Genomic DNA, 18,832 nt, shown 5'->3' on the forward strand with positions numbered 1-18,832 from the left:
GGCGGGCCGTCAGGAGGCGGTCTCCTCGACCGGTCCGGGCTCCTCCTCGCGGTCCTCGCCCAGCAGTTCCCGGGCGAGGAGCGTGGCGCCGGCCACCGCGCCCGGCATCAGGAACACGGCCACGAACGGCACCAGGAAGACCAGCCCCAGCGGCGTCCCGTAGCCCCACACCAGCATCCGGCGCGAGCGCAACAGGGCGAGACGGGCGCGCAGTTCGACGCCCCGGCGCTGGAGGGCGACCGCGGTCAGCTCCTCGGTGAGGAAGAAGCCGGTGACGAAGAAGCCGATCACGGGCACGACGGTCTGGCCGACGAACGGCAGCAGCCCCAGCGCGAAGAGCAGGACGCCCCAGACCAGCGCCCGGACCAGGATCCGGACGCTGTCGCGGGCCGATATCCACAGCTCGCGGGCGAGGGGGAGGTCCGACCGGGGGGCCGTGCCCTCGGGCGAGACGTCGGCGTCGACCCGCTCGGAGAGGTTCTCGTAGAACGGCTGGCCTATCAGCAGGGTCACCGCGGTGAAGGTGAGCACCGCGAGCAGCAGGCCCAGGGCGAACAGGACGGCGGTGAGGAATCCGCGGAACAGCGACTGCCAGGGGCTCGGCCAGTGGTCCGCGAACGGGGTCGCCCAGCTCACCGCGTCCCCGCCCCACACCGCGAGGGCGACCAGCGCGATCGCGTAGAGGACCAGCGCGATCAAACCCGGCAGCAGCGCGAAGCCGTACTGCCGGCCGTGCCGGGCCACCCACCGCTGGCCGTCGAGAAGAAGACGGAAACCCACCCCGAGATCACGCATGGCGAAACCCTACCCACAGCTCGCCGGCGGCAGGTTCACCCGTCGAGCATGCGGCGCAGCAGGTCCCGCAGGGTGCGCCGCTCGTCCTCCGACAGGCCGGCCAGCGGCTCGCGCGCGAAGTGCAGGCCCTCGCGCAGGTCCCGGGCCACCCGCAGCCCCTCCTCCGTGGCGGCGGCCACCTTCACCCGGCGGTCGGCGGGGTCGGCGCGGCGCTCGGCCAGCCGGCGGGCCTCCAGGCGGTCCACGATCCCGGTCACGTTCGACGGCTCGCACTTCATCTTCTGCGCGAGCTTGCGCATGGGCGTCGGCCCGAGCGCGAGCAGGCTGAGCAGTTTGGCCTGGGCACCGGTGAGCGCGTGGGCCGAGGCGGCCTCGTCGTAGTCGGCGTGGTAGCGCGCGACGACCTCGGCGATGAGCTCTACGACGTCCGTGGTCAGCTGGTCCGGACGGGTGTGATGCGGTGTGGCCATGCCCACCAGCGTACCCCTTTACTTGACAACATGAAATATTCAGCTGCACCGTTGTTTCAGGTACTGAAGTAAACGAAAGGTTTCCAGCGATGACCACGACGAACGTCAACCGCGAATGGCACCTGCTCAGCCGGCCCGTCGGCTGGCCGAAGCCGGAGGACTTCGCACTCGTCGAGTCCCCGCTCCCGGCCCCGCGCGAGGGCCAGGTGCTGGTACGGAACACCTACCTCTCCGTGGACCCGTACATGCGCGGCCGGATGAGCGCCCAGAAGTCGTACGTGGCCCCGTTCGAGCTGGGCAAGGCGATGCAGGGCGGCGCGGTCGGCGAGGTGATCGAGTCCCGCGCCGAGGGCATCTCCGTCGGCGACCACGTGCTGCACCCCTTCGGCTGGCGCGAGTACGCCGTCCTGGGCGCCGAGCACGCCGTCAAGGTCGACCCCGAGGCCGCGCCCCTGTCGTCGTACCTGGGCGTGCTCGGCATGACCGGGCTCACCGCCTACGCGGGTCTGCTGCGCACCGCCGCCTTCAAGGAGGGCGACACCGTCTTCGTCTCCGGCGCGGCGGGCGCCGTGGGCAGCCAGGTCGGGCAGATCGCCAAGCTCAAGGGCGCCGCGCGGGTGATCGGCTCGGCCGGTTCGGACGACAAGGTGCGGCTGCTGGTGGAGGAGTACGGCTTCGACGCCGCGTTCAACTACAAGAAGGGGCCGGTGGCCGAGCAGCTGCGCGAGGCGGCGCCGGACGGCATCGACGTGTACTTCGACAACGTCGGCGGCGACCACCTGGAGGCGGCGATCGGGTCGCTGCGCGAGGGCGGCCGGATCGCGATCTGCGGCATGATCTCGGTCTACAACAACACCGAGCCCGCGCCCGGCCCGCGCAACCTCGCCCGGCTGATCCAGACGCGCGGCCGGATCGAGGGCTTCCTGGTCAACGACCACCGCGACCTCCAGCCGCAGTTCGTGGACGAGGTCGGCCCCTGGGTGGCGTCGGGACGGCTGAAGTACCGGGAGACCGTGGTCGAGGGCATCGAGAACACCCTGGACGCGTTCCTCGGACTGCTGCGCGGGGACAACACCGGGAAGATGATCGTCAAGCTCTGATCTCCCCAGGGCTTCCGTCTTGCGGTAACTTCTTTCCGAAATCCGCCGTCGATCGTGGGCGCGAGTCGGCGGCGGACCGACCAGGAGGACACCGCATGCCCCTCACCCAGTCCGATGTGCTGTACACGGCCGTCGCCACCGCCGAGAACGGCCGGGACGGCCGGGTCGCCACCGACGACGGCAGGCTCGACATCGTCGTCAACCCGCCCGTGGAGATGGGCGGCAGCGGCGCCGGGACCAACCCGGAGCAGCTGTTCGCCGCCGGGTACAGCGCCTGCTTCCAGGGCGCGCTGGCCGTCGTCGCCCGGCAGGAGGGCGCCGACGTCTCCGGTTCGACCGTGACCGCCAAGGTCGGGATCGGCAGGAACGAGGAGGGCTTCGGGATCATCGTGGAGATCTCCGCGCGCATCCCGAACGCCGACGCGGCCACCGCCCGGGCCCTGGTGGAGAAGGCCCACCAGGTGTGTCCGTACTCGAAGGCGACGCGCGGGAACATCACCGTCACGCTGGCCTGAGCCGGCGGTCAGCCCAGCGCCAGCGCGGCTCTGTGCACCGCCCGCGCCAGCCGGGCGTTCTCCGGGGCCGCGCCGTACGGGAAGAGGAAGCGGCGGCGGGTGTAGCCGTAGGCGAGGCCGCTGCGGGGGTCGGCGAAGGCCTGGGTGCCGTTGGCGCCGCTGTGCCCGAGCGCGCCGGCGCCCAGGAACGGGTACCAGAGGTCGGCGGTGGCCTGGAAGCCCAGCCCGAAGGTTTTGTGGGTGCGGGTCACCAGGTCGTAGCCGACCGAGTGGACACGGCCGAACTCCGCGACCGTGTCCGGCTTCAGCAGCGGCGCCTTGCCGTCCACCTCGCCGATCATCGCCGCATACATCCGCGCCAGCCCCCGCGCCGAGCCGACCGCGCCCACCGAGGCGGGGCCCTTGACGCGGATCAGCGGGTCGTCGTGCAGCCGCTCCAGTTCGGTCGGTTCGGCCGCGTGCCGGTTGAAGGCGATCGCCGAGAGGGTGTGCGGACCGGCGCGCAGCGCGTCGACGGCCGCCTGCTGCTCGGGGGTGGGCAGCGGCGGCTGGACCGGGCGGAAGCGGGACTCCTGCACGGCGGGCAGGCCCAGGTGGAGGTCGAGGGCGTAGGGGGCGCGAATCCGGTCCTCGTAGAGCTCCTGGACGGTCCGCCCGGTGGCCCGGCGCACCACTTCCCCCGTCAACGCGCCGATGACCAGGGCGTGGTAGCCGAAGGCGGCGCCCGGGCGCCAGAACGGCCGCTGGTCGGCCAGGTGTTCGGCGATCGCGCGGTCGTCGGCCAGCTCGGCGCGGGTGAATCCGGCGTCGGTGCCGACCAGTCCGGCCCGGTGCGCCAGCAGGTCCCGCAGCGTCAGTTCGCACTTGCCCTCGGCCCCGAACTCCGGCCAGTAGTAAGTGACTCTGCGGTCCAGCTCCAGTGTGCCGTCCTGCGCCAGCAGCGCCGCGACGAGATGCGCCGCGCCCTTGCCGGCGGAGAACACGCCGTACAGCGCGTCGCCCGCCGCGCCCTCACCCGCCCACAGGTCCACGACCTGCCGCCCGTGCACATAGGCACACAACTGGCCCTCGTAGTCCTCGCGTTCCCCCGCGACTAAGGCGGTGAACTCCTCGCGCACCGCCTCGTAGCCCTCGGCGACCGTGCCGCGCACGGTGATGTCCCGCGTCATCCGCTCTCCTCCACTCGACCTCTGCTCGACCGGTGTTCCTGCCCGGCTCAACCGCCCGGAAGGCCCGACGGTGTCACCGATGCCCCGGATGGCCGATGGCACGGAAGAGGCGCGCGGCAGCGGACCGGATCAGCCGCACCACCACAGGAAGCGCGCGCAGGTGTGGGTGGGCGAGGGCGCGGGAGGTGGCGGCGCGGAGGCCGGCGGGCTGGTGGCGGGGGCGGTGGCCGGCGGGGTGGCGGGGCCCGTGGGGGCCGGTGCGCCGCCGCTGCCGCCGGCGACCGGGGACGACGGCGGCTCGTCCGTGGCGGTGGCGGAGCCGCCGGCCGAGGGGGACGCGGAGCCGGAGGCGGACGCGGATGCCTGCGCTGTCGGGGAGCCGGAGGCGGAGGGCGCGGCACCGCCCGGCGACGACACGGCCGTACCGCCGCCCGGTGACGCGGCGCCGCTCGCGCCGCCGCCTGCCGAGGTGTCGGTGGCGGACGCGTGCCCACCACCCCCGGTGAACGACGCCAGGGGTGCGTCCGTGCCGAGTTCGGCGACCCCGAGTCCGCCCGCCGCCAGCAGGAGGCCCGCGGCGATCAGAAGGGTGCGGCGACGGCGGCGACGGTGGGCGGCGGCCCTGCGTCCGAGCCGTTCCGAGCGGGACCGGGACCGTATGGACTCCCCCGGCGGCTCCTCGCGCACCGACTCCGTCTCCGCCGGCTTCCCCGGGTCCGGCTCCTCCCGGCCCCCTTCCGCCCGCACAGGGGCCGCAGGGTCCGCCGGCCGGTCGGCCGGCGTGCCGCACCCGGGGCAGACCAGGGCGCCGTTGAGGTGCCGTCGGCACGGGAGGCAGTAGTCCATGACGCGCGGAAGACTAAGGTCCACCCGCGTCACGTTCCCAGACACGACTGTGAAGATTTGGTGCGGGATCGAAAGGATTCTCGAAAAACACGGGTACGCCCGTCCCGGCCCGCCCCCTCCTCCCCCGCCGCGGGCACGCAGTGCTAAGCGGCAGGCACTCGGTGCTAACGCGCCGTCGGGCGTCAGTCGACAGCATTTCCTCTGACCGAACCGCTCAGTCAAGGGGGAAGCTCCATGCGCACCCGTACCCGTATCGCACCCGTCGCCCTCGCCGCCGTCCTGGTCGCGGGCGGCACCATGCTCGCGGCCGGCCAGGCCGGCGCCGCGCCGAAGGCCGGCCCGGCGGTCAAGGCGACCTGTTACGGCGGCGCCAAGTACTACACCAGCACGGCGGGCGGCGGCAGCAGCAACGCGCACTGGCCCGCCACCGGCACGTGGGCGTACACCACCAGCAACTGCAACGACATCAACGTGAAGTCCGACGTCAGCCTGAGCGTCAAGGTCTGCTTCAAGAAGACCGGCGCGTGCAACGGCTGGACGTCGGCCAAGGCGGGCGTGTGGACGGTCGTCGCCAAGGACGTCCTGCACGGCTCGGGCTTCTACCTCCAGTTCAACCGCACGTCCTCGTCCAAGGGCTGGATCGCCTACTGAGCCGATGCGCGGTACTCGCTCGGCGTCGTGCCGTACGCGGTGCGGAAGGCGCGGGTGAAGTCGGCGGCCCGGGGGAAGCCCCACCGGGCCGCCGTCGCGTGCACGGGCCGCGAGGCCAGCCGCGGGTCGGCGAGATCGCGGCGGGCGGCGGCCAGCCGCTGGGCGCGGATGTACGCGGCGACCGTCATGCCGCCGGCGTGCTCGCGGAAGAGGCGGTGCAGGGACCGCAGGGAGATGTGGTGGGCGGCGGCGACCGCGGCCGGTGTCAGCTCGGCGTCGCCCAGGTGCCGGCGGATGAAGTGCTGGACCTCCAGCAGCTGGACGCCCCGGCGCGTCTCGGCCGGCGTCCGGTCCACCGCGTCGGCGTGGTGCGCCAGCCACGCGGTGAGCAGGTCCACGAGGACACCGCCGAGCCGCTGGCCGTCGGCGGGGCGGCAGGGCCCGGTGTCCGTGGACAGGTGGACGAGGAAGCCGGCGAGCAGCCGCCCCACCCCCTCGTGGCCCGGCAGCCGCGCGGCCAGCAGCCGGTCCACCCGGCTCGGCGGCAACGGCACCAGGGCCCTGGGAACCTGCACCACGACGGAGGCCGCGACACCGTCACGGACGTCCACCACGGCCTCGAACGGGTGCGAGGTGGAGTACACGACCAGCTCGCCCGCGTCGAGGCAGGCGTGGCACCGGCCCTGGAGGATGCCCTGCACGCCCCGCAGGACGAGCCCCACTGCGTACATCTCGGGGTCGGACCGGCGGATCAGCCGGGGGGTGCGCCGGGTCCGGTGCGACCCGTAGGTCATGGCCGCCACCTGCGCACCGCCGAGGTTCGCGGCCCGCAGCGACGCCCGGAACCCGGACGCCGGGTCGACCCGGAACTCGTTGGGGACCAGCGCGTTCGCCGTGATCTCCCGCCATGCCTCCACCCGGTCCCGCACCGGCAGGTCCTCGGTGTCGAAGACGTCTCCGAGCATGGCATCGTTCCCCCATCTGCCGATTTATGCGCTCACCTCCACCTTCGGGCTACCAGATCCCACCAAACAAGCGCCAAATCGGACAACTCGCTTTGTGGGGCGCCGGGGTGAACGGCCGGGCGGGGGCCGGCCGGACCGGCCGGCAGGCGATCAGCCGAACAGGCCGGAACCGAGCGGGTGCCCGCGGTCGAAGCCCGGCAGGATCAGGAACGTCGCGCTCGCGGTCGTCGTGGTGAAGGGCAGCAGCGCGTCGGAGACGTCCATATGGGTGAGGGTGGCGGTGAAGGTCCGCAGGTCGTTCTGGAAGCTGATGAAGAGCAGCCCGGGGGCGGGCTCGTCGATGCTGTAGGAGCGGCGAAGCATGAGGCCGACCCCGACCACGGTGGCGTGCGCCCTGCGCACATGGGCGTCCGCGGGGACGAGATAGCGCCCGTCGGAAGTCTTGGCGCCGAGTTCGGGGCCCGCGGCCGCGCTGCCGCCGGACAGCGGCACGCCGTCGGCCCGGCGCCGCCCGAAGACCGCCTCCTGCCGGGCCACCGGCAGGGCGGCGAACCGCGGCAGGTCCAGCTCCATGCGCCGCACCACGGCGAGGGTGCCCCCGGCGACCGCGGGCGGCCCGGCCAGCCACAGGTCGCGTCGCTGCTCGGCGGCCGTGTGCGGGCCCACGATGCCGTCGATGAAACCGAGCAGGTTCCGGGGTGCGGCCAGGCCCTCGCCGACGGGCACGTCCGCGCCGCGGTGGCCCGACTGCCGCCAGCGTTCGCGGACGCGGTCACCGGCCTGGTGCAGCAGCGCGGCGGCGGCGACCGGCACGACCGGGGCGTCGCTCGCGCAGATCTGGAGCAGCAGGTCCCCGCCGCGCGCGTGGGGGGCGATCCGCTCGCGGGAGAACCGCGGGAGGTCCCTCGCGCCGGGCAGCGAGGCGCCGACCGCGCGCACCAGCCGCGGGCCCACGCCGACGGTCACGGTGAGGTCGCCCGGCGGCAGCCCGAGCAGGCGCGGGTCCTTGCCGGAGGTCAACGCGTCGATGGCCGTGCCGAGTTCGGCCAGCAGCGGGCCGGGGTCCACGCCGGCGCCGAGGTCGGCGACCACGGCCAGCAGATGGTGCTGGGCCGGCTGGGGAAGCGTGACGCCCGCCTGGTGCCGGCCCGTCGCGGGCACCGGTGCCGCGCCGGTCGCCGCCGGGCCGGGCCGGCCCGGCCGGGCGGCGTCCGCGGTGCACCCGGCGGTCAGACCGGCCGCCGCCAGCGCGCCGGTGACATCGAGGAACGCGCGGCGTGACGGGTGGCGATCGGCTCGGCGCATGGGGTGCAGCGTGCCATACCGGAATCGCGCATGACGCTCAACTTCCGGATTTCCGCACGGAATTCGCCGGTCGTGCCATTCTGGGATCATGCCTCGATTAGCTCTACGCGTGATGGCGGCGGTGCTCGGCACCCTGACGCTCGTGGCCGGCTGCGGCAGCGGCGGGGGCGACGGCGCGGACAAGGGCCGGCGGCCGGACGGCGCGCGGGTGACGATCCACGTGCCCGCCGACGCCCCGACGATCTCGGACGCGGTGGCCCTGGCCCGGCCCGGCGACCTGGTGCTGGTCGCGCCGGGCGAGTACCACGAGTCGGTGAGGATCAGGACGCCGCGCGTCACCCTGCGCGGCGAGTCGCGGGAGAAGGTCGTCATCGACGGGCGGTTGCGGCAGCCGAACGGTGTCGTCGTCGCGGCGCCCGGGGTGGCCGTGGAGAACCTGACCGTGCGCGACAACACGCAGAACGGGGTGCTGGTGACCGGCTCGGCGGCGGCCGTCGCCGGGCTGCCGGGGCACAGCGGCGGCTACGACACCGGCGACGAGCCCGTCTCCTTCCTGAAGTCGTTCCTGGTCTCGTACGTGACCGCGACCCGCAACGGGCTGTACGGCATCTACGCCTTCTCCGCGCAGAACGGTGTCATCGAGCACTCCTACGCCTCGGGCGGGGCCGACTCGGGGATCTACGTCGGCCAGTGCAAGCCGTGCCGGGTCGTGGTGCGGGACAACATCGCCGAACTCAACGCGGTCGGCTACGAGGGCACCAACGCGAGCGGGGACATGTACGTGGTGGGCAACCGGCTCGTCGGCAACCGTGTCGGCCTGACCACCGACTCCGACCACCAGGAGAAGCTGCTGCCGCAGCGCGGCGCGGTCGTCGCCGGCAACCTGATCGCGGACAACCAGCAGCCGGGGACCCCCGAACAGGCCGACGGGGGCTGGGGCATCGGCGTCGGGGTGGACGGCGGCAGCGGCAACCGGTTCCTGCGCAACCGGATCACCGGGAACGCCGACGCCGGGTTCGTGATCACCGCGACCGCCGACCTGCCCTCCGACGACAACCGGATCACGGACAACACCTTCGCCGCCAACGGCGTCGACGTCGGCTGGACGTTCCCCTCCGCCACCCGTGGCAAGGGCAACTGCCTGAGCGGCAACAGGCTGCGCACCACCGTGCCCGCCCGGCTCGCGGCGACCGCGGCCTGTCCGCTGCCCGCCGACTCGCCCACGCCGTCCGGCACCTGGTCGAAGCCGACTGCACCCCGGGGCATCCCATTCACCGACGTGGTCGCGCCCGGCCCGCAGCCGCAGTTCCCGGACGCCACCACCACCGGCGCCACCACGGTCCCGGCCGTCCCGGCGCTGCCGGACACCGCGGACATCCCGCTGCCGCCGCCGTCGCTGCTCGCGGCGGGGGCGCGGGTGAAGGGCTCGTGAGCGATACGGCTAGCGCGTCGGGGTGATGCCGGGTGCGGGCCGCACCGGCGTGTACCGGCCGGTGCCGAAGTCGATGACCAGCGGCCGGGATTCGGACGCGACACCGGCCTGCACCCGGTACATGGTGCCGTCCGAGCCGATCCAGTAGCGCACGGTGTCCGCCGTGCCGGCCCGGGCGCGGGCGTCCGGGCCGGTCATCACGTCCACCGGATGCCCGTGCACGGTGTCGTGGCCGAGCCGGGCGGCACCGTTCTGCGGCAGCAGTTCGGCGTTGTCCGGCCGGTCGCTGCCCAGACCCAGCGCGATGGCCAGCGCACTGTCCAGGGAGCTCCCGGCCTTCTGGAGCGGGCGGCGGTACCAGCCGGACGCGGGCGGTGACGGCGGTGCCGTGGCGGGGGCGTCGGCCATGGGGTGGACCAGGACGGTGCCGGCCGTCCACTGGATCAGCCCGTCGCCGGACGCGTCGCGCCCGGTGCCGTGCACCACCCCGTACCCGATCTCGGCGCGGTAGTCGACGGACCCGGTGACGACCAGCCCGCCCGCGGCGCTCGGTACGGTGATCGTCACCGCGCGGCCGCCCGCCTGGTAGTTGCGGAACCGCGTGATCGCCAGCCGGTTCGCCTCGTCCGGCGTCAACGCGCGCCTGCCGCCCGGATCGCCGCCGTTCCCGACCAGGACGAACGCGGTCGCCGCGGCGGCCACGAGGGCGAGCCCGGCCACCGCCCAACGTAACTTCGGCCGGCGGCGGCGTCCGTCCGCCGCGCGCCGCGAAAGACCTCGCCTGCTCTTCATGGTCCGCACGCGCCGGGATGCTAACAGGCCCTTCCGCCGCCTCCCCGACTTTTCCGTTTTCACATATATGACAGCTCGTCAACTCGTATGGTTACCAAGGGGATTGCTGTCGAGCTGTGCCGAGTCGGGCGATGACGTAGACGACGCAAAGGAATGCGATGCCATTACGTAGGCTGGTGCGGGTGGGCCTGTCCTGTCTGTTGCTGACGGGCGGTGCCACGGGCATGATCGCGACGGGCGCCGAGCAGGCCGGTGCCTCGACCTCCGACGGCACACTGACCGTCGAGACACTGCGGGACTTCTTCGGCACCGGCGTGATCAACACGACCATGGACGTGCCGCAACGGGGAATGAAGGTCACGGTCACCGACGCCGCGGGACATCACGTCTCGGGTGTCACGGACGCCACCGGAAAGGTCGTGGTCGCCCCGTCGGCCTCGCTGTCCGGCGGCCGGTACCGCGTGGACGTCACGGTCCCGGCGCCCTACAGCGGGTATCTGCGGGCGGCGCCGGCCTCGACGGCGCAGAACCACTTCGACAGCTTCACCACGTTCGTGGACGTCTCGGGCGGCAAGGACGCCTCGGTGATCACCGGCGTCTGGGACCCGGCCGACTACGCGCTGCCGGACACGCGGTACTTCGTGCCGGTGCAGAACGCCGCCGGCGGAACCGACACCCGGGCACTGGTGGCCTTCGGGACCAAGACCCGCGGCACCTGCCCCGACCAGACGGCCTGCCCGGACGTGCTCGCCACGCAGGAGCAGGTGGGCACGACGTTCGGGCTCGCCTACGACCGCGACCACCAGCGGCTGTTCCAGTCCGAGTTCGCCCGCCGCTACACCCCGTACGGGCCGGACGGCGGTGACGCGATCTACACCGTGCCGACCACCGGCGGCGGCGCCCCGAAGCTGTTCGCGAAGGTGCCGGGCGCCACGGTCACCGCGCACGACACCGCCCGCATGATCAAGGACGCCGGGTTCACCGACGCGCCGGGCAAGGAGTCCATCGGCAGTCTCGCCCTGTCCGAGGACGGCCGGACCCTGTACGCGGTGAACCTGCGCACCCGCGCGCTGGTGAGCTTCGACGCGACCGGGACCACCGCCTCGGCGCCCAAGGCGACGGTGCCGATCCCCGACCCGGGCTGCGCCTCGTCCGACGACTGGCGGCCGTTCGGCCTCGCCACCCACGACAACACCCTCTACGTCGGCGGCGTGTGCAGCGCGGAGAGCACACAGAAGCGCGAGGACCTGAAGGTCGTCGTCTCCACCTACGACGGCAAGCGGTTCACCCCCGTGCTGACCCACCCGCTGACCTACGAGCGCGGGAACGTCCTCACCGGCGACTCCGCCTTCCCCCAGGCCCACTTCTGGAACCCGTGGAACTCCAGCCTGAAGGACTGGGACAGCCTCAAGGTGAACGGGACGATGATCGACCCGCAGCCGGAGCTGGCCGGCATGGCCTTCGCCCGCGACGGCTCCCTGATCCTCGGCTTCCGCGACCGGTTCATGGACGTGGTCAGCTGGGGCGGGCTGGACCCGAGGGACGGCAACGACACCCCGGAGAACGGCATGGCCGGCGGTGACATCACCATGGCCTGCGCGAAGCCCGAGGGCGGGTACGCGTGGGAAGGCACCGGGAACTGCCCGAACCACGCGACCGGTGCCCGCGTCGACGGGGCCGAGTCCGCCGGTGTCGTCGAGTACTTCCCGGGTGACTTCTTCCCGAACGTCGGCGCGCCGGACCAGGCCGGTCCGCACCAGGAGACCTCGCTGGGCTCGGTCGCCTACATCCCGCAGCAGCAGTGGGTCGTCACCACGCAGATGGACCCGACCGCCCATGTCGCCACCGACGGGACCGGTTACTACGACATCACCACCGGCGCCGGCCCGGGCAACGACCCGAACGCCAACGCCTATCAGTTCATCGGCCTGAACCAGAACGGGTTCGGCAAGGCCGGCGGCCTCGGCGACATCGCGTACGCCGCGGCGAACGCCCCGATCCAGATCGGCAACGTGGTCTGGTACGACGGCGACCACAACGGCATCCAGGACGCCGGGCAGGTGCTGCTTCCGGGCGCCACGATCAACCTGCTGGACGCCGACGGCAAGCAGGTCGCCACGACCAGGACCGACGCGGACGGCGAGTACTACTTCGGCGGCGTCGGCGCCGACTACCAGCTGACGCCCGGCGCGAAGTACACCGTGGAGTTCGACGTGTGCACCGCGGACACCACCGACGTGCCGGGACAGCCGCCGGCCACCAAGCTGCGGTTCACCCTGCCGCGGGCCGGCGCCGACCGGGCGCACGACTCCAATGTGACCCCGCCCCGCTCCGGCCGGCTGTGCAAGGGATCGACGCCGGTCACCGCGCCGGCGAAGCCGGGCGGTGTCGACCACACCATCGACGCCGGCGTGTACATCCCCAAGAAGGTGCCGCCGACGCCCTCCGCCCCGCCGTCGTCCGCTCCCCCGGCGTCCACTCCCCCGGCCTCGGCACCGCCGGCCGCCGGTACGCCCGCCGCTCCGGGGGGCGGCACCCACCAGGGCGGCGGCAGCGGTCCCCTCGCCAGCACCGGCATGGCGAACGTGGGAAGGCTCCTCTCCCTCGTCGCCCTGCTGCTCGGCGCGGGCACGGCCGTCGTCTACGTGAGCCGTAGGCGCCTGGCCGGACGCCGCCGCTGACACCCGCTCCACCCCACAGACGGGCCGGTGCCTCGCACCGGCCCGTCGCCGTCAGGGGTTCTCCCACGCCGCCGGTTCCGCCGCCAGGGACCGTACGGGTTCCGGCAGGGCGCCCGCCGCCAGGTCCGCGATCGTGACGCCCTCCAGGATGCGGCGGACGTTGGCGCGCAGCGCGATCCACAGGGGGAGCAGGGGCTCGGCCGTACCCGTGTAGGAAAGGCCCGTCGGGCGTTCGCCGCGCACCGAGACGATCGGGCCGTCCACCGCGCGGATCACGTCCGCCACGGTGATCGCCGCGTCCGGGCGCGCGAGCCGGTAACCGCCGCCCCCGCCGCGCCTGCTGTCCACCACCCCGGCGCGGCGCAGATCGCCGAGGATGCCCTCCAGGAACTTGTGCGGGATCTGCTGCCCGGACGCGATTTCCTCTGCTTTCACCGGGCCGTTACCCTGCCGTACGGCCAACTCCAGTACCGCCCGTACCGCGTAATCCGCCCGTGCCGAGATCCTCATGGGTCCATTGTGGGACGCCCCCGCGTGGAGAATGGCCGCATCCGCGCCCGTAAGATCGCCCGGAGGCTCCACCTTGGCGCTCAGCAGACGTACCTTCAGTGCCCTGGCCGGTTCGGCCGCGCTCGGTCTCGCCCTGGGCGGCAGCGGCGGCCCGGGGGCGTCCTCGGCGTTCGCGGCGCGCACCGTGCCGACCGGTCCGGCGCCCGCCCCGCCGAGCGCGGACGGCGAACCGCACACCATCGGGTACGACCGCTACTCCCTGCTGGTCGACGGCAAGCGGCTGGTGGTCTGGTCCGGCGAACTGCACCCCTTCCGGCTGCCCAGCCCGTCCCTGTGGCGGGACGTGCTCCAGAAGATGCGGGCGCACGGCTACAACGCCGTCAGTATCTACGTGGCCTGGAACTACCACTCGCCCGCGCCCGGCCGGTACGACTTCACCGGCGTCCGGGACCTGGACCTGTTCCTGCGCACGGCCGCCGAGACCGGGCTGTACGTCATCCTGCGGCCGGGCCCCTACATCAACGCCGAGGTGGACGGCGGCGGTTTCCCCGGCTGGCTGACCGCGACCAGGGGCCGGGCCCGGTCCGACGACCCGGAGTACCTGGCGCACGTCGACGAGTGGCTGACGCAGGTGAACCGCATCGCCCGCAAGCACCTGTTCACCCAGGGCACCGGCACCGTGCTGCTCTACCAGATCGAGAACGAGTACGACGCGCGGGTGGGTTCGGCCGGCAGCCGTGCCTACATGTCCCACCTGTACCGGAAGGTGCGCGCCGACGGTATCGACGTACCGCTGTTCCACAACGACAAGGGCCGCAACGGTTATTGGACCCCCGGCTCGTTCGACACCGGCTCGGAGCGCGGGGGCTGGCTGTACGGCTTCGACGGGTACCCCTCGCCGGAGTCGACCCCGCCGGACTGGGGGACGTTCGGGCCCGGCGGCGCCAAGGGCGGGGCGAGCGCCTCGCCGTCGACGCCCGGGTTCGTGCCCGAGTTCGGCGGCGGCTGGTTCGACCCGTGGGGCGGCGTCTTCTTCGACGGCTTGGGGTACGCGGAGTCGCGGCGCACCCGGGACGCCGCCTACGAGCGCCGCTTCTACCTGACCAACCTGGCCAACGGCCTCACCCTGCACAACGTCTACATGACCTTCGGCGGGACCTCGTGGGGCTGGCTGCCCGCGCCGGTCGTCTACACGTCGTACGACTACGGCGCGGCCATCGACGAGGCCCGCCAGGTCACCGACAAGATCGCGCCGATGCACCAGCTCGGCCATCTGCTGCAACGCGTCCCGGACTTCGCGAAGCTGGACCGCGCGGCGGACGTGCGGGCCACCGGCCTGAAGGTCTACCACCTGACCAACCCGGACACCGGCGCCCATGTGTACGTCGCCCGCAACGACGGCGACGACACGGTCACCGCCGACCTGCCGACCGCCGCGGGCGACCTGCGGATCAGCGTGCCCGCCCGGGACGCCAAGCTGGTGGCCGCCGACCTGTCGCTGGGGCCGCGCAAGCTGAAGTACGCGAGCGTCCAGCCGTCGATGCGCGTGACCGCGGGCCGGCAGGACATCGCCGTGTTCACCGGGCCCAAGGGCGAGATGGCCGAGCTGCTGGTCGACTGCCCCGACGAGCCCGACGTGCTGCGTCTGGACCCGGAGGCCGCGTGGGTCCTGGACGACACCGGGCTGCACGTCAACGCGCCGCTGGGGCAGGGCGGTCTGATCCGGGTGCTGGTGGAGAAGGGCGAGCGGGACCGCCCGCTGCTGCTCCTGCTCGCCGACGACGCCACCGCCGTGCGCCTGTTCCCGTACGACACCCCGTCCGGCACCGTGCTGGTCTACGGCCCGGCCCTGCTGCGCCACGCCGAGGTGCGCGGCTCCGAGGTCCATCTGAGCGGTGACATCGCCGAGACCACCAGCATGGAGGTGTGGGGGCCGCGGGGCATCGACACCCTGGTGTGGAACGGCCGCAGGCTGCCGGTGCGGGTGACCCTGTCCGGCAGCCTGATGACCACCGGCCCGCTGCCCGGCGTGCCCGAGGTGCGGCTGCCCCGGCTCGGCGGCTGGCGGATGCGGCGGGAGAACCCGGAGGCGGGGCCCGGCTACGACGACTCCGGCTGGCGGATCGCCGACAGGAAGACGTCGTTCAGCACCACCGCGGTCCCCGAGGGGCAGCCGGTGCTCTTCGCCGACGACTACGGCTTCCACTACGGCGACGTCTGGTACCGGGGCACCTTCGACGACGCCCGCGGCATCGAGGAGGTCGCGCTCGGCTACAGCACCGGCACGCAGGGCCTGCTGATGGCCTGGCTGGACGGCGAACCGCTGGGCACGCACCGGATGCCGGTGCCGGACCGGGACACCGTCCGCAAGGGCACCTGGACGGACACGGCCGCCTTCCCGGTGCGCGAGGAGCTGCGCTCCCCCGGCCGGCATGTGCTGTCGGTGCTCGTGCGGCGGATGCAGCACGACCAGGACGGCAAGGCGGACGACGGCCACAAGGCGGCCCGCGGGCTGACGGCGGCCGTCTTCACGGGCGCCTCGCCCAAGGTCGTCTGGCGCATCCGGGGCGAGGGGCCGCCGGACCCGGTGCGCGGCCCGCTGAACAACGGCGGGCTGCACGGCGAGCGGGAGGGCTGGCACCTGCCGGGCTTCGCGGACCGGGACTGGGAGCCGGTGGACTTCCCGGTGTCGGCGCGGTACCAGGGGGTGACCTGGTACCGGACGACCTTCCGGCTGGCGGTGCCCGGCGACGTCGACGCGTCCGTCGGACTGACGCTGGAGGACGATCCGTACCGCGCGTACCGGACGCAGATCTTCCTCAACGGCTGGAACCTCGGGCAGTACATCAACAACGTGGGCCCGCAGCACACGTTCGTGCTGCCCAACGGCATCCTGCGGACGCGGGGCGAGAACACGCTGGCGCTGGCGGTGCTCTCGGAGTTCACGACGTTGTCGGGACCGGGGACGGTGCGGCTGTCGCTGCTGGGCCGGGCGCTCGGCGGGACCGAGGTGTCGGTGGTGCCGTCACCGGGTCGCTGAGACGGCGCGTCGGGGCGGGCGGTCGCCGCGGGCCGGGGGTGCGACCGCGTGACGAGGGCATATCCCGGCGCGTACGCTCGGACGGTTGGGCGCCGACGGCGGGAAGGGGCACGGATGGGCATCGCGGGCGCGCGGGGGCGGGCGGCCCGGCTGACCGCACGGCTGCGGCGCCCGGGGCCCGGCTCGGCCATGCGCGCCCTCGCGGGCGAGCTGTCCGCGGCCGTCCGTGCCCGGCCCGAACCGCCCGGCGACGTACGGGGGCTGTGCCGGGCGCTGTGCGACGAGATGAGCGCGCTGCGCGGCGGCCGGCCGCTGAAGCTGAGGTTCGAACGCTTCCCGGACGAGATCGAGGTCACGGGTCTGTGGGTGGAGTTCGCGGACTTCGACCTGGTGATCGTGGAGGAACGGGCCGAGGACGTGCAGCAACTGGTCATCCTGGGCCATGAGTTGTGGCATCTGCACGCCGGGCACCGCCACCACCATCTCGCCGGGGACGCGGCGGCGCGGGCGTTCGCGAGGACGCCGGGCTGGCCGGAGACGGCGCTGACGGTGGCGGCGCGCAACGGGTCCCGGGAGGCGGACGAGGCGGAGGCCGACGACTTCGGGCACCGGCTCGCCACGCTGTTCCGGCCCCGGCTCACGGGTACCGGGGACGCTCCCGGCGCCGGTTCCGGGGGCGCCGCGCCCGCCCCGCCGCAGCGTGCCCTCGGCTACCGCGGACGGGGCGGAGCCGCGCGGTGAGCACGCTGGCGCTGGATCCGTCGGCGCTGCTCGGCCACCTGTACATCTCCTTCTGGGTCCCCACGGTGTTGCTGACCGCCGCGCTGCTGCTCAAACTGCCCACGATCGTCCAGCTGTGGCGGGACCCGCTGCTGCGCGCGGTCGGCGGGGTGCTGGTGCTCGCCGCCGCGGTGTTCGTGTTCTGCATGCCGTCGATGATCGCCTGGCTGAACCGGCTGACCGGGGTCGCCAACTTCGCGGCTCCCTGGTGCTATTCGCTGATCACCGCGAACTCGGGGGCGTGTCTGCTGTTCATCGTCACCTGGCGCGACGGGCTGCCCGAGCGGTCGGCGCGCACGCGGCGGACGACGCGCTGGGTGGTCTCGGTGTACTCCGGGGTGATCGCCCTGCTGTGGGTGCTGTTCCTGCTCGCCGACGTGCCGGTGGAGCGGGTGCGGGACCTGGACACGTACTACGCGCGCACGCCGTTCATGTGCGAGGAGATCCTGCTCTATCTGCTGGCGCACGCCGTCGCGTGCGCGCTGAGCCTCCGGCTGATCCGGGACTGGGCCGGGGACCGGGGGCTGGACGCCTGGCTGCGGTGGGGGCTGCGGCTGCTGGGCGGGGGGTACGCGCTGAGCCTGCTGTACGACGGGGCGAAGCTCGGCGCCGTCGTCGCGCGGTGGTGCGGGCGCTCCCCGGACTGGCTGAGCACGAACCTGGCACCGCCGGTGGCCTCGCTCGCGGCGATCCTGCTGGCCGCCGGGTTCATCCTGCCGCACGCCGGCCAGGCCCTGCACGACCGGCTGCGCCTGCGGCTCGCCCATCACCGGCTGGGGCCGCTGTACCGGCTGCTGCGGGACGCCGGCGGCGGCCCGGGGCCCCGCTTCGCGCTGCGGGCCCCGGCCGGGTTGCGGCTGACGCGGCGGGAGACGTTCATCCGGGACGCGCTGCTGCCGCTGGCGCGGCGGCTGGACGCCGGGCTGGAGCGGCGGGCGTACGCGGCCGCGGTGTCCCTCGGCCACGACCCGGCGCGGGCGCGGGCGCTGGCCGCGGCGGTGGGCGTGCTGGACGCGATCGAGCGGGGCCGGGGCGGGGCGGCCCCGGCGGCGGACGCCGATCCCTCGGCGCTGCTGCGTCGGATCGGGGAGATCTCCGGGGCGCTGCGCCGGCGCCGGGAGGTGGCGGCGGTCCGCGTCCTCGCGGACGCCGTGCCGCGGTCCGGGGTCCGGGTGCCCGAGTGACGGGTCCCCAAGGGCGCACCATGGGAGGCGTGGACCTTGATTTCCAACTGGTGTTGCTGCGGCGGATGAGCGATCACAACCCCGTTCTGGTGGACGAGGCCAGACGGCGGCTCGGGGTGTCGGCCGCGGAGATGCGGGAGACCAACAGGCGCTGGCAGGCGATGGTGCGTTCGCCGCGGTCCCGGTCCGCCGCCGCCCGCTACCGCTCGGTCCTCGGCGAGCCGGAGGAGGTGCTGCCACGCAGGCTGGGCGACGTCGACTGCGAGGCCCGCCGCTGGGCCCTCCCCCTCTGGCCGGAGCTGCGTTTCGAGGTGCTCGTGGGGCCCGGCGGCGCCGTGTGGAACGAGTGGCTGGTCCGCGCGCCCGGCGCTCCCGTGCCGAGCCTGCGCACCCTGGACGACCTCACGCCCTGGTCCTGCACCGTGGACGAGGCCGCCCGCGCCTTCCCGCCGGCCCGCCCGCTGGAGGGCACCGCCCCGACCCGCTGGGGCCTCGCCCTCACCGCGCCGGACCGGGACGGTGTGCCGCGCGAGGTGGTCGCCGAGTTCACCTGGGGCCTGCTCCAGCGGACCGCCGTCGTGACCTGAACGCCGCCGG

Annotated in this window: 17 protein-coding genes; 9 read left to right on the top strand and 8 right to left on the bottom strand. The window is 73.6% G+C overall.

Annotation, left to right across the window (positions count from 1 at the left end; translation table 11 throughout):
- Positions 1-9 precede the first annotated feature (9 nt).
- Positions 10-795: an EI24 domain-containing protein gene (locus ACSP97_RS11975; RefSeq protein ID WP_355323860.1), complete on the bottom strand. Its 786-nt coding sequence runs from the start codon at positions 793-795 to the stop codon at positions 10-12.
- Between the two features lie 35 nt (positions 796-830).
- On the bottom strand, positions 831-1,265 hold the full coding sequence (locus ACSP97_RS11980; RefSeq protein ID WP_180331247.1) for a MarR family winged helix-turn-helix transcriptional regulator: 435 nt from the start codon (positions 1,263-1,265) through the stop codon (positions 831-833).
- A gap of 89 nt (positions 1,266-1,354) precedes the next feature.
- On the opposite strand from ACSP97_RS11980, the gene ACSP97_RS11985 reads away from it, so the two are divergent.
- Both ACSP97_RS11985 and ACSP97_RS11990 read left to right on the top strand, forming a co-directional pair.
- A complete protein-coding gene (locus ACSP97_RS11985) occupies positions 1,355-2,365 on the top strand; it encodes an NADP-dependent oxidoreductase (protein ID WP_355529348.1) in 1,011 nt (336 codons plus the stop codon).
- 95 nt (positions 2,366-2,460) lie between these two features.
- Positions 2,461-2,880 carry an organic hydroperoxide resistance protein gene (locus tag ACSP97_RS11990; protein ID WP_440557440.1) on the top strand — a complete coding sequence of 140 codons (420 nt, stop codon included), beginning with the start codon at positions 2,461-2,463 and terminating at the stop codon, positions 2,878-2,880.
- Between the two features lie 8 nt (positions 2,881-2,888).
- On the opposite strand, the gene ACSP97_RS11995 is transcribed toward ACSP97_RS11990, so the two are convergent.
- Positions 2,889-4,049 carry a serine hydrolase domain-containing protein gene (locus tag ACSP97_RS11995; RefSeq protein ID WP_440557442.1) on the bottom strand — a complete coding sequence of 387 codons (1,161 nt, stop codon included), beginning with the start codon at positions 4,047-4,049 and terminating at the stop codon, positions 2,889-2,891.
- A 129-nt stretch (positions 4,050-4,178) separates the two neighbouring features.
- Positions 4,179-4,895 (bottom strand): SCO2400 family protein, encoded by a 717-nt coding sequence (locus tag ACSP97_RS12000; protein WP_440557443.1) that lies wholly within the window; start codon positions 4,893-4,895, stop codon positions 4,179-4,181.
- A 234-nt stretch (positions 4,896-5,129) separates the two neighbouring features.
- Between ACSP97_RS12000 and ACSP97_RS12005 the strand changes: the two genes are divergently transcribed.
- Positions 5,130-5,546, top strand: coding sequence for a hypothetical protein (locus ACSP97_RS12005; protein WP_355529354.1), 417 nt, complete (start codon positions 5,130-5,132; stop codon positions 5,544-5,546).
- Here the strand turns inward: ACSP97_RS12005 and ACSP97_RS12010 are convergent.
- Together ACSP97_RS12010 and ACSP97_RS12015 are read right to left on the bottom strand one after the other, a co-directional pair.
- Entirely contained in the window at positions 5,540-6,511 is a 972-nt protein-coding gene (locus tag ACSP97_RS12010; protein ID WP_440557445.1) for a helix-turn-helix domain-containing protein, read from the bottom strand. The genes ACSP97_RS12005 and ACSP97_RS12010 overlap by 7 nt on opposite strands.
- Positions 6,512-6,661: 150 nt before the next feature.
- Positions 6,662-7,816: a Dyp-type peroxidase gene (locus ACSP97_RS12015; protein WP_440557446.1), complete on the bottom strand. Its 1,155-nt coding sequence runs from the start codon at positions 7,814-7,816 to the stop codon at positions 6,662-6,664.
- Between the two features lie 88 nt (positions 7,817-7,904).
- Between ACSP97_RS12015 and ACSP97_RS12020 the strand changes: the two genes are divergently transcribed.
- Positions 7,905-9,248 carry a right-handed parallel beta-helix repeat-containing protein gene (locus ACSP97_RS12020; RefSeq protein WP_440557448.1) on the top strand — a complete coding sequence of 448 codons (1,344 nt, stop codon included), beginning with the start codon at positions 7,905-7,907 and terminating at the stop codon, positions 9,246-9,248.
- A 9-nt stretch (positions 9,249-9,257) separates the two neighbouring features.
- Here ACSP97_RS12020 and ACSP97_RS12025 read toward each other — a convergent pair whose 3' ends face one another.
- A complete protein-coding gene (locus tag ACSP97_RS12025; protein WP_391878511.1) occupies positions 9,258-9,968 on the bottom strand; it encodes a hypothetical protein in 711 nt (236 codons plus the stop codon).
- 230 nt (positions 9,969-10,198) lie between these two features.
- Here ACSP97_RS12025 and ACSP97_RS12030 point away from each other — a divergent pair, with 230 nt between their 5' ends.
- Entirely contained in the window at positions 10,199-12,721 is a 2,523-nt protein-coding gene (locus ACSP97_RS12030) for an SdrD B-like domain-containing protein (RefSeq protein WP_358303961.1), read from the top strand.
- A 51-nt stretch (positions 12,722-12,772) separates the two neighbouring features.
- On the opposite strand, the gene ACSP97_RS12035 is transcribed toward ACSP97_RS12030, so the two are convergent.
- Positions 12,773-13,231, bottom strand: a complete 459-nt coding sequence (locus ACSP97_RS12035) for an RrF2 family transcriptional regulator (protein WP_355529366.1) — start codon at positions 13,229-13,231, stop codon at positions 12,773-12,775.
- 73 nt (positions 13,232-13,304) lie between these two features.
- Here ACSP97_RS12035 and ACSP97_RS12040 point away from each other — a divergent pair, with 73 nt between their 5' ends.
- The 4 genes from ACSP97_RS12040 to ACSP97_RS12055 all read left to right on the top strand — a co-directional run bounded on the left by ACSP97_RS12040 (position 13,305) and on the right by ACSP97_RS12055 (position 18,822).
- On the top strand, positions 13,305-16,271 hold the full coding sequence (locus ACSP97_RS12040) for a glycoside hydrolase family 35 protein (protein ID WP_440557451.1): 2,967 nt from the start codon (positions 13,305-13,307) through the stop codon (positions 16,269-16,271).
- A gap of 114 nt (positions 16,272-16,385) precedes the next feature.
- On the top strand, positions 16,386-17,012 hold the full coding sequence (locus ACSP97_RS12045) for a toxin-antitoxin system, toxin component family protein (RefSeq protein ID WP_440557452.1): 627 nt from the start codon (positions 16,386-16,388) through the stop codon (positions 17,010-17,012).
- Complete coding sequence (locus tag ACSP97_RS12050; RefSeq protein WP_440557454.1) at positions 17,009-18,235, top strand: MAB_1171c family putative transporter; 1,227 nt, start codon at positions 17,009-17,011, stop codon at positions 18,233-18,235. Before ACSP97_RS12045 ends, ACSP97_RS12050 begins: the two co-directional genes overlap by 4 nt.
- A gap of 20 nt (positions 18,236-18,255) precedes the next feature.
- Positions 18,256-18,822, top strand: a complete 567-nt coding sequence (locus tag ACSP97_RS12055) for a hypothetical protein (protein ID WP_355144430.1) — start codon at positions 18,256-18,258, stop codon at positions 18,820-18,822.
- Positions 18,823-18,832 lie beyond the last annotated feature (10 nt).

It is taken from the genome of Streptomyces sp. SCPE 10 (assembly GCF_051980735.1).
Taxonomy (GTDB): domain Bacteria; phylum Actinomycetota; class Actinomycetes; order Streptomycetales; family Streptomycetaceae; genus Streptomyces; species Streptomyces misionensis.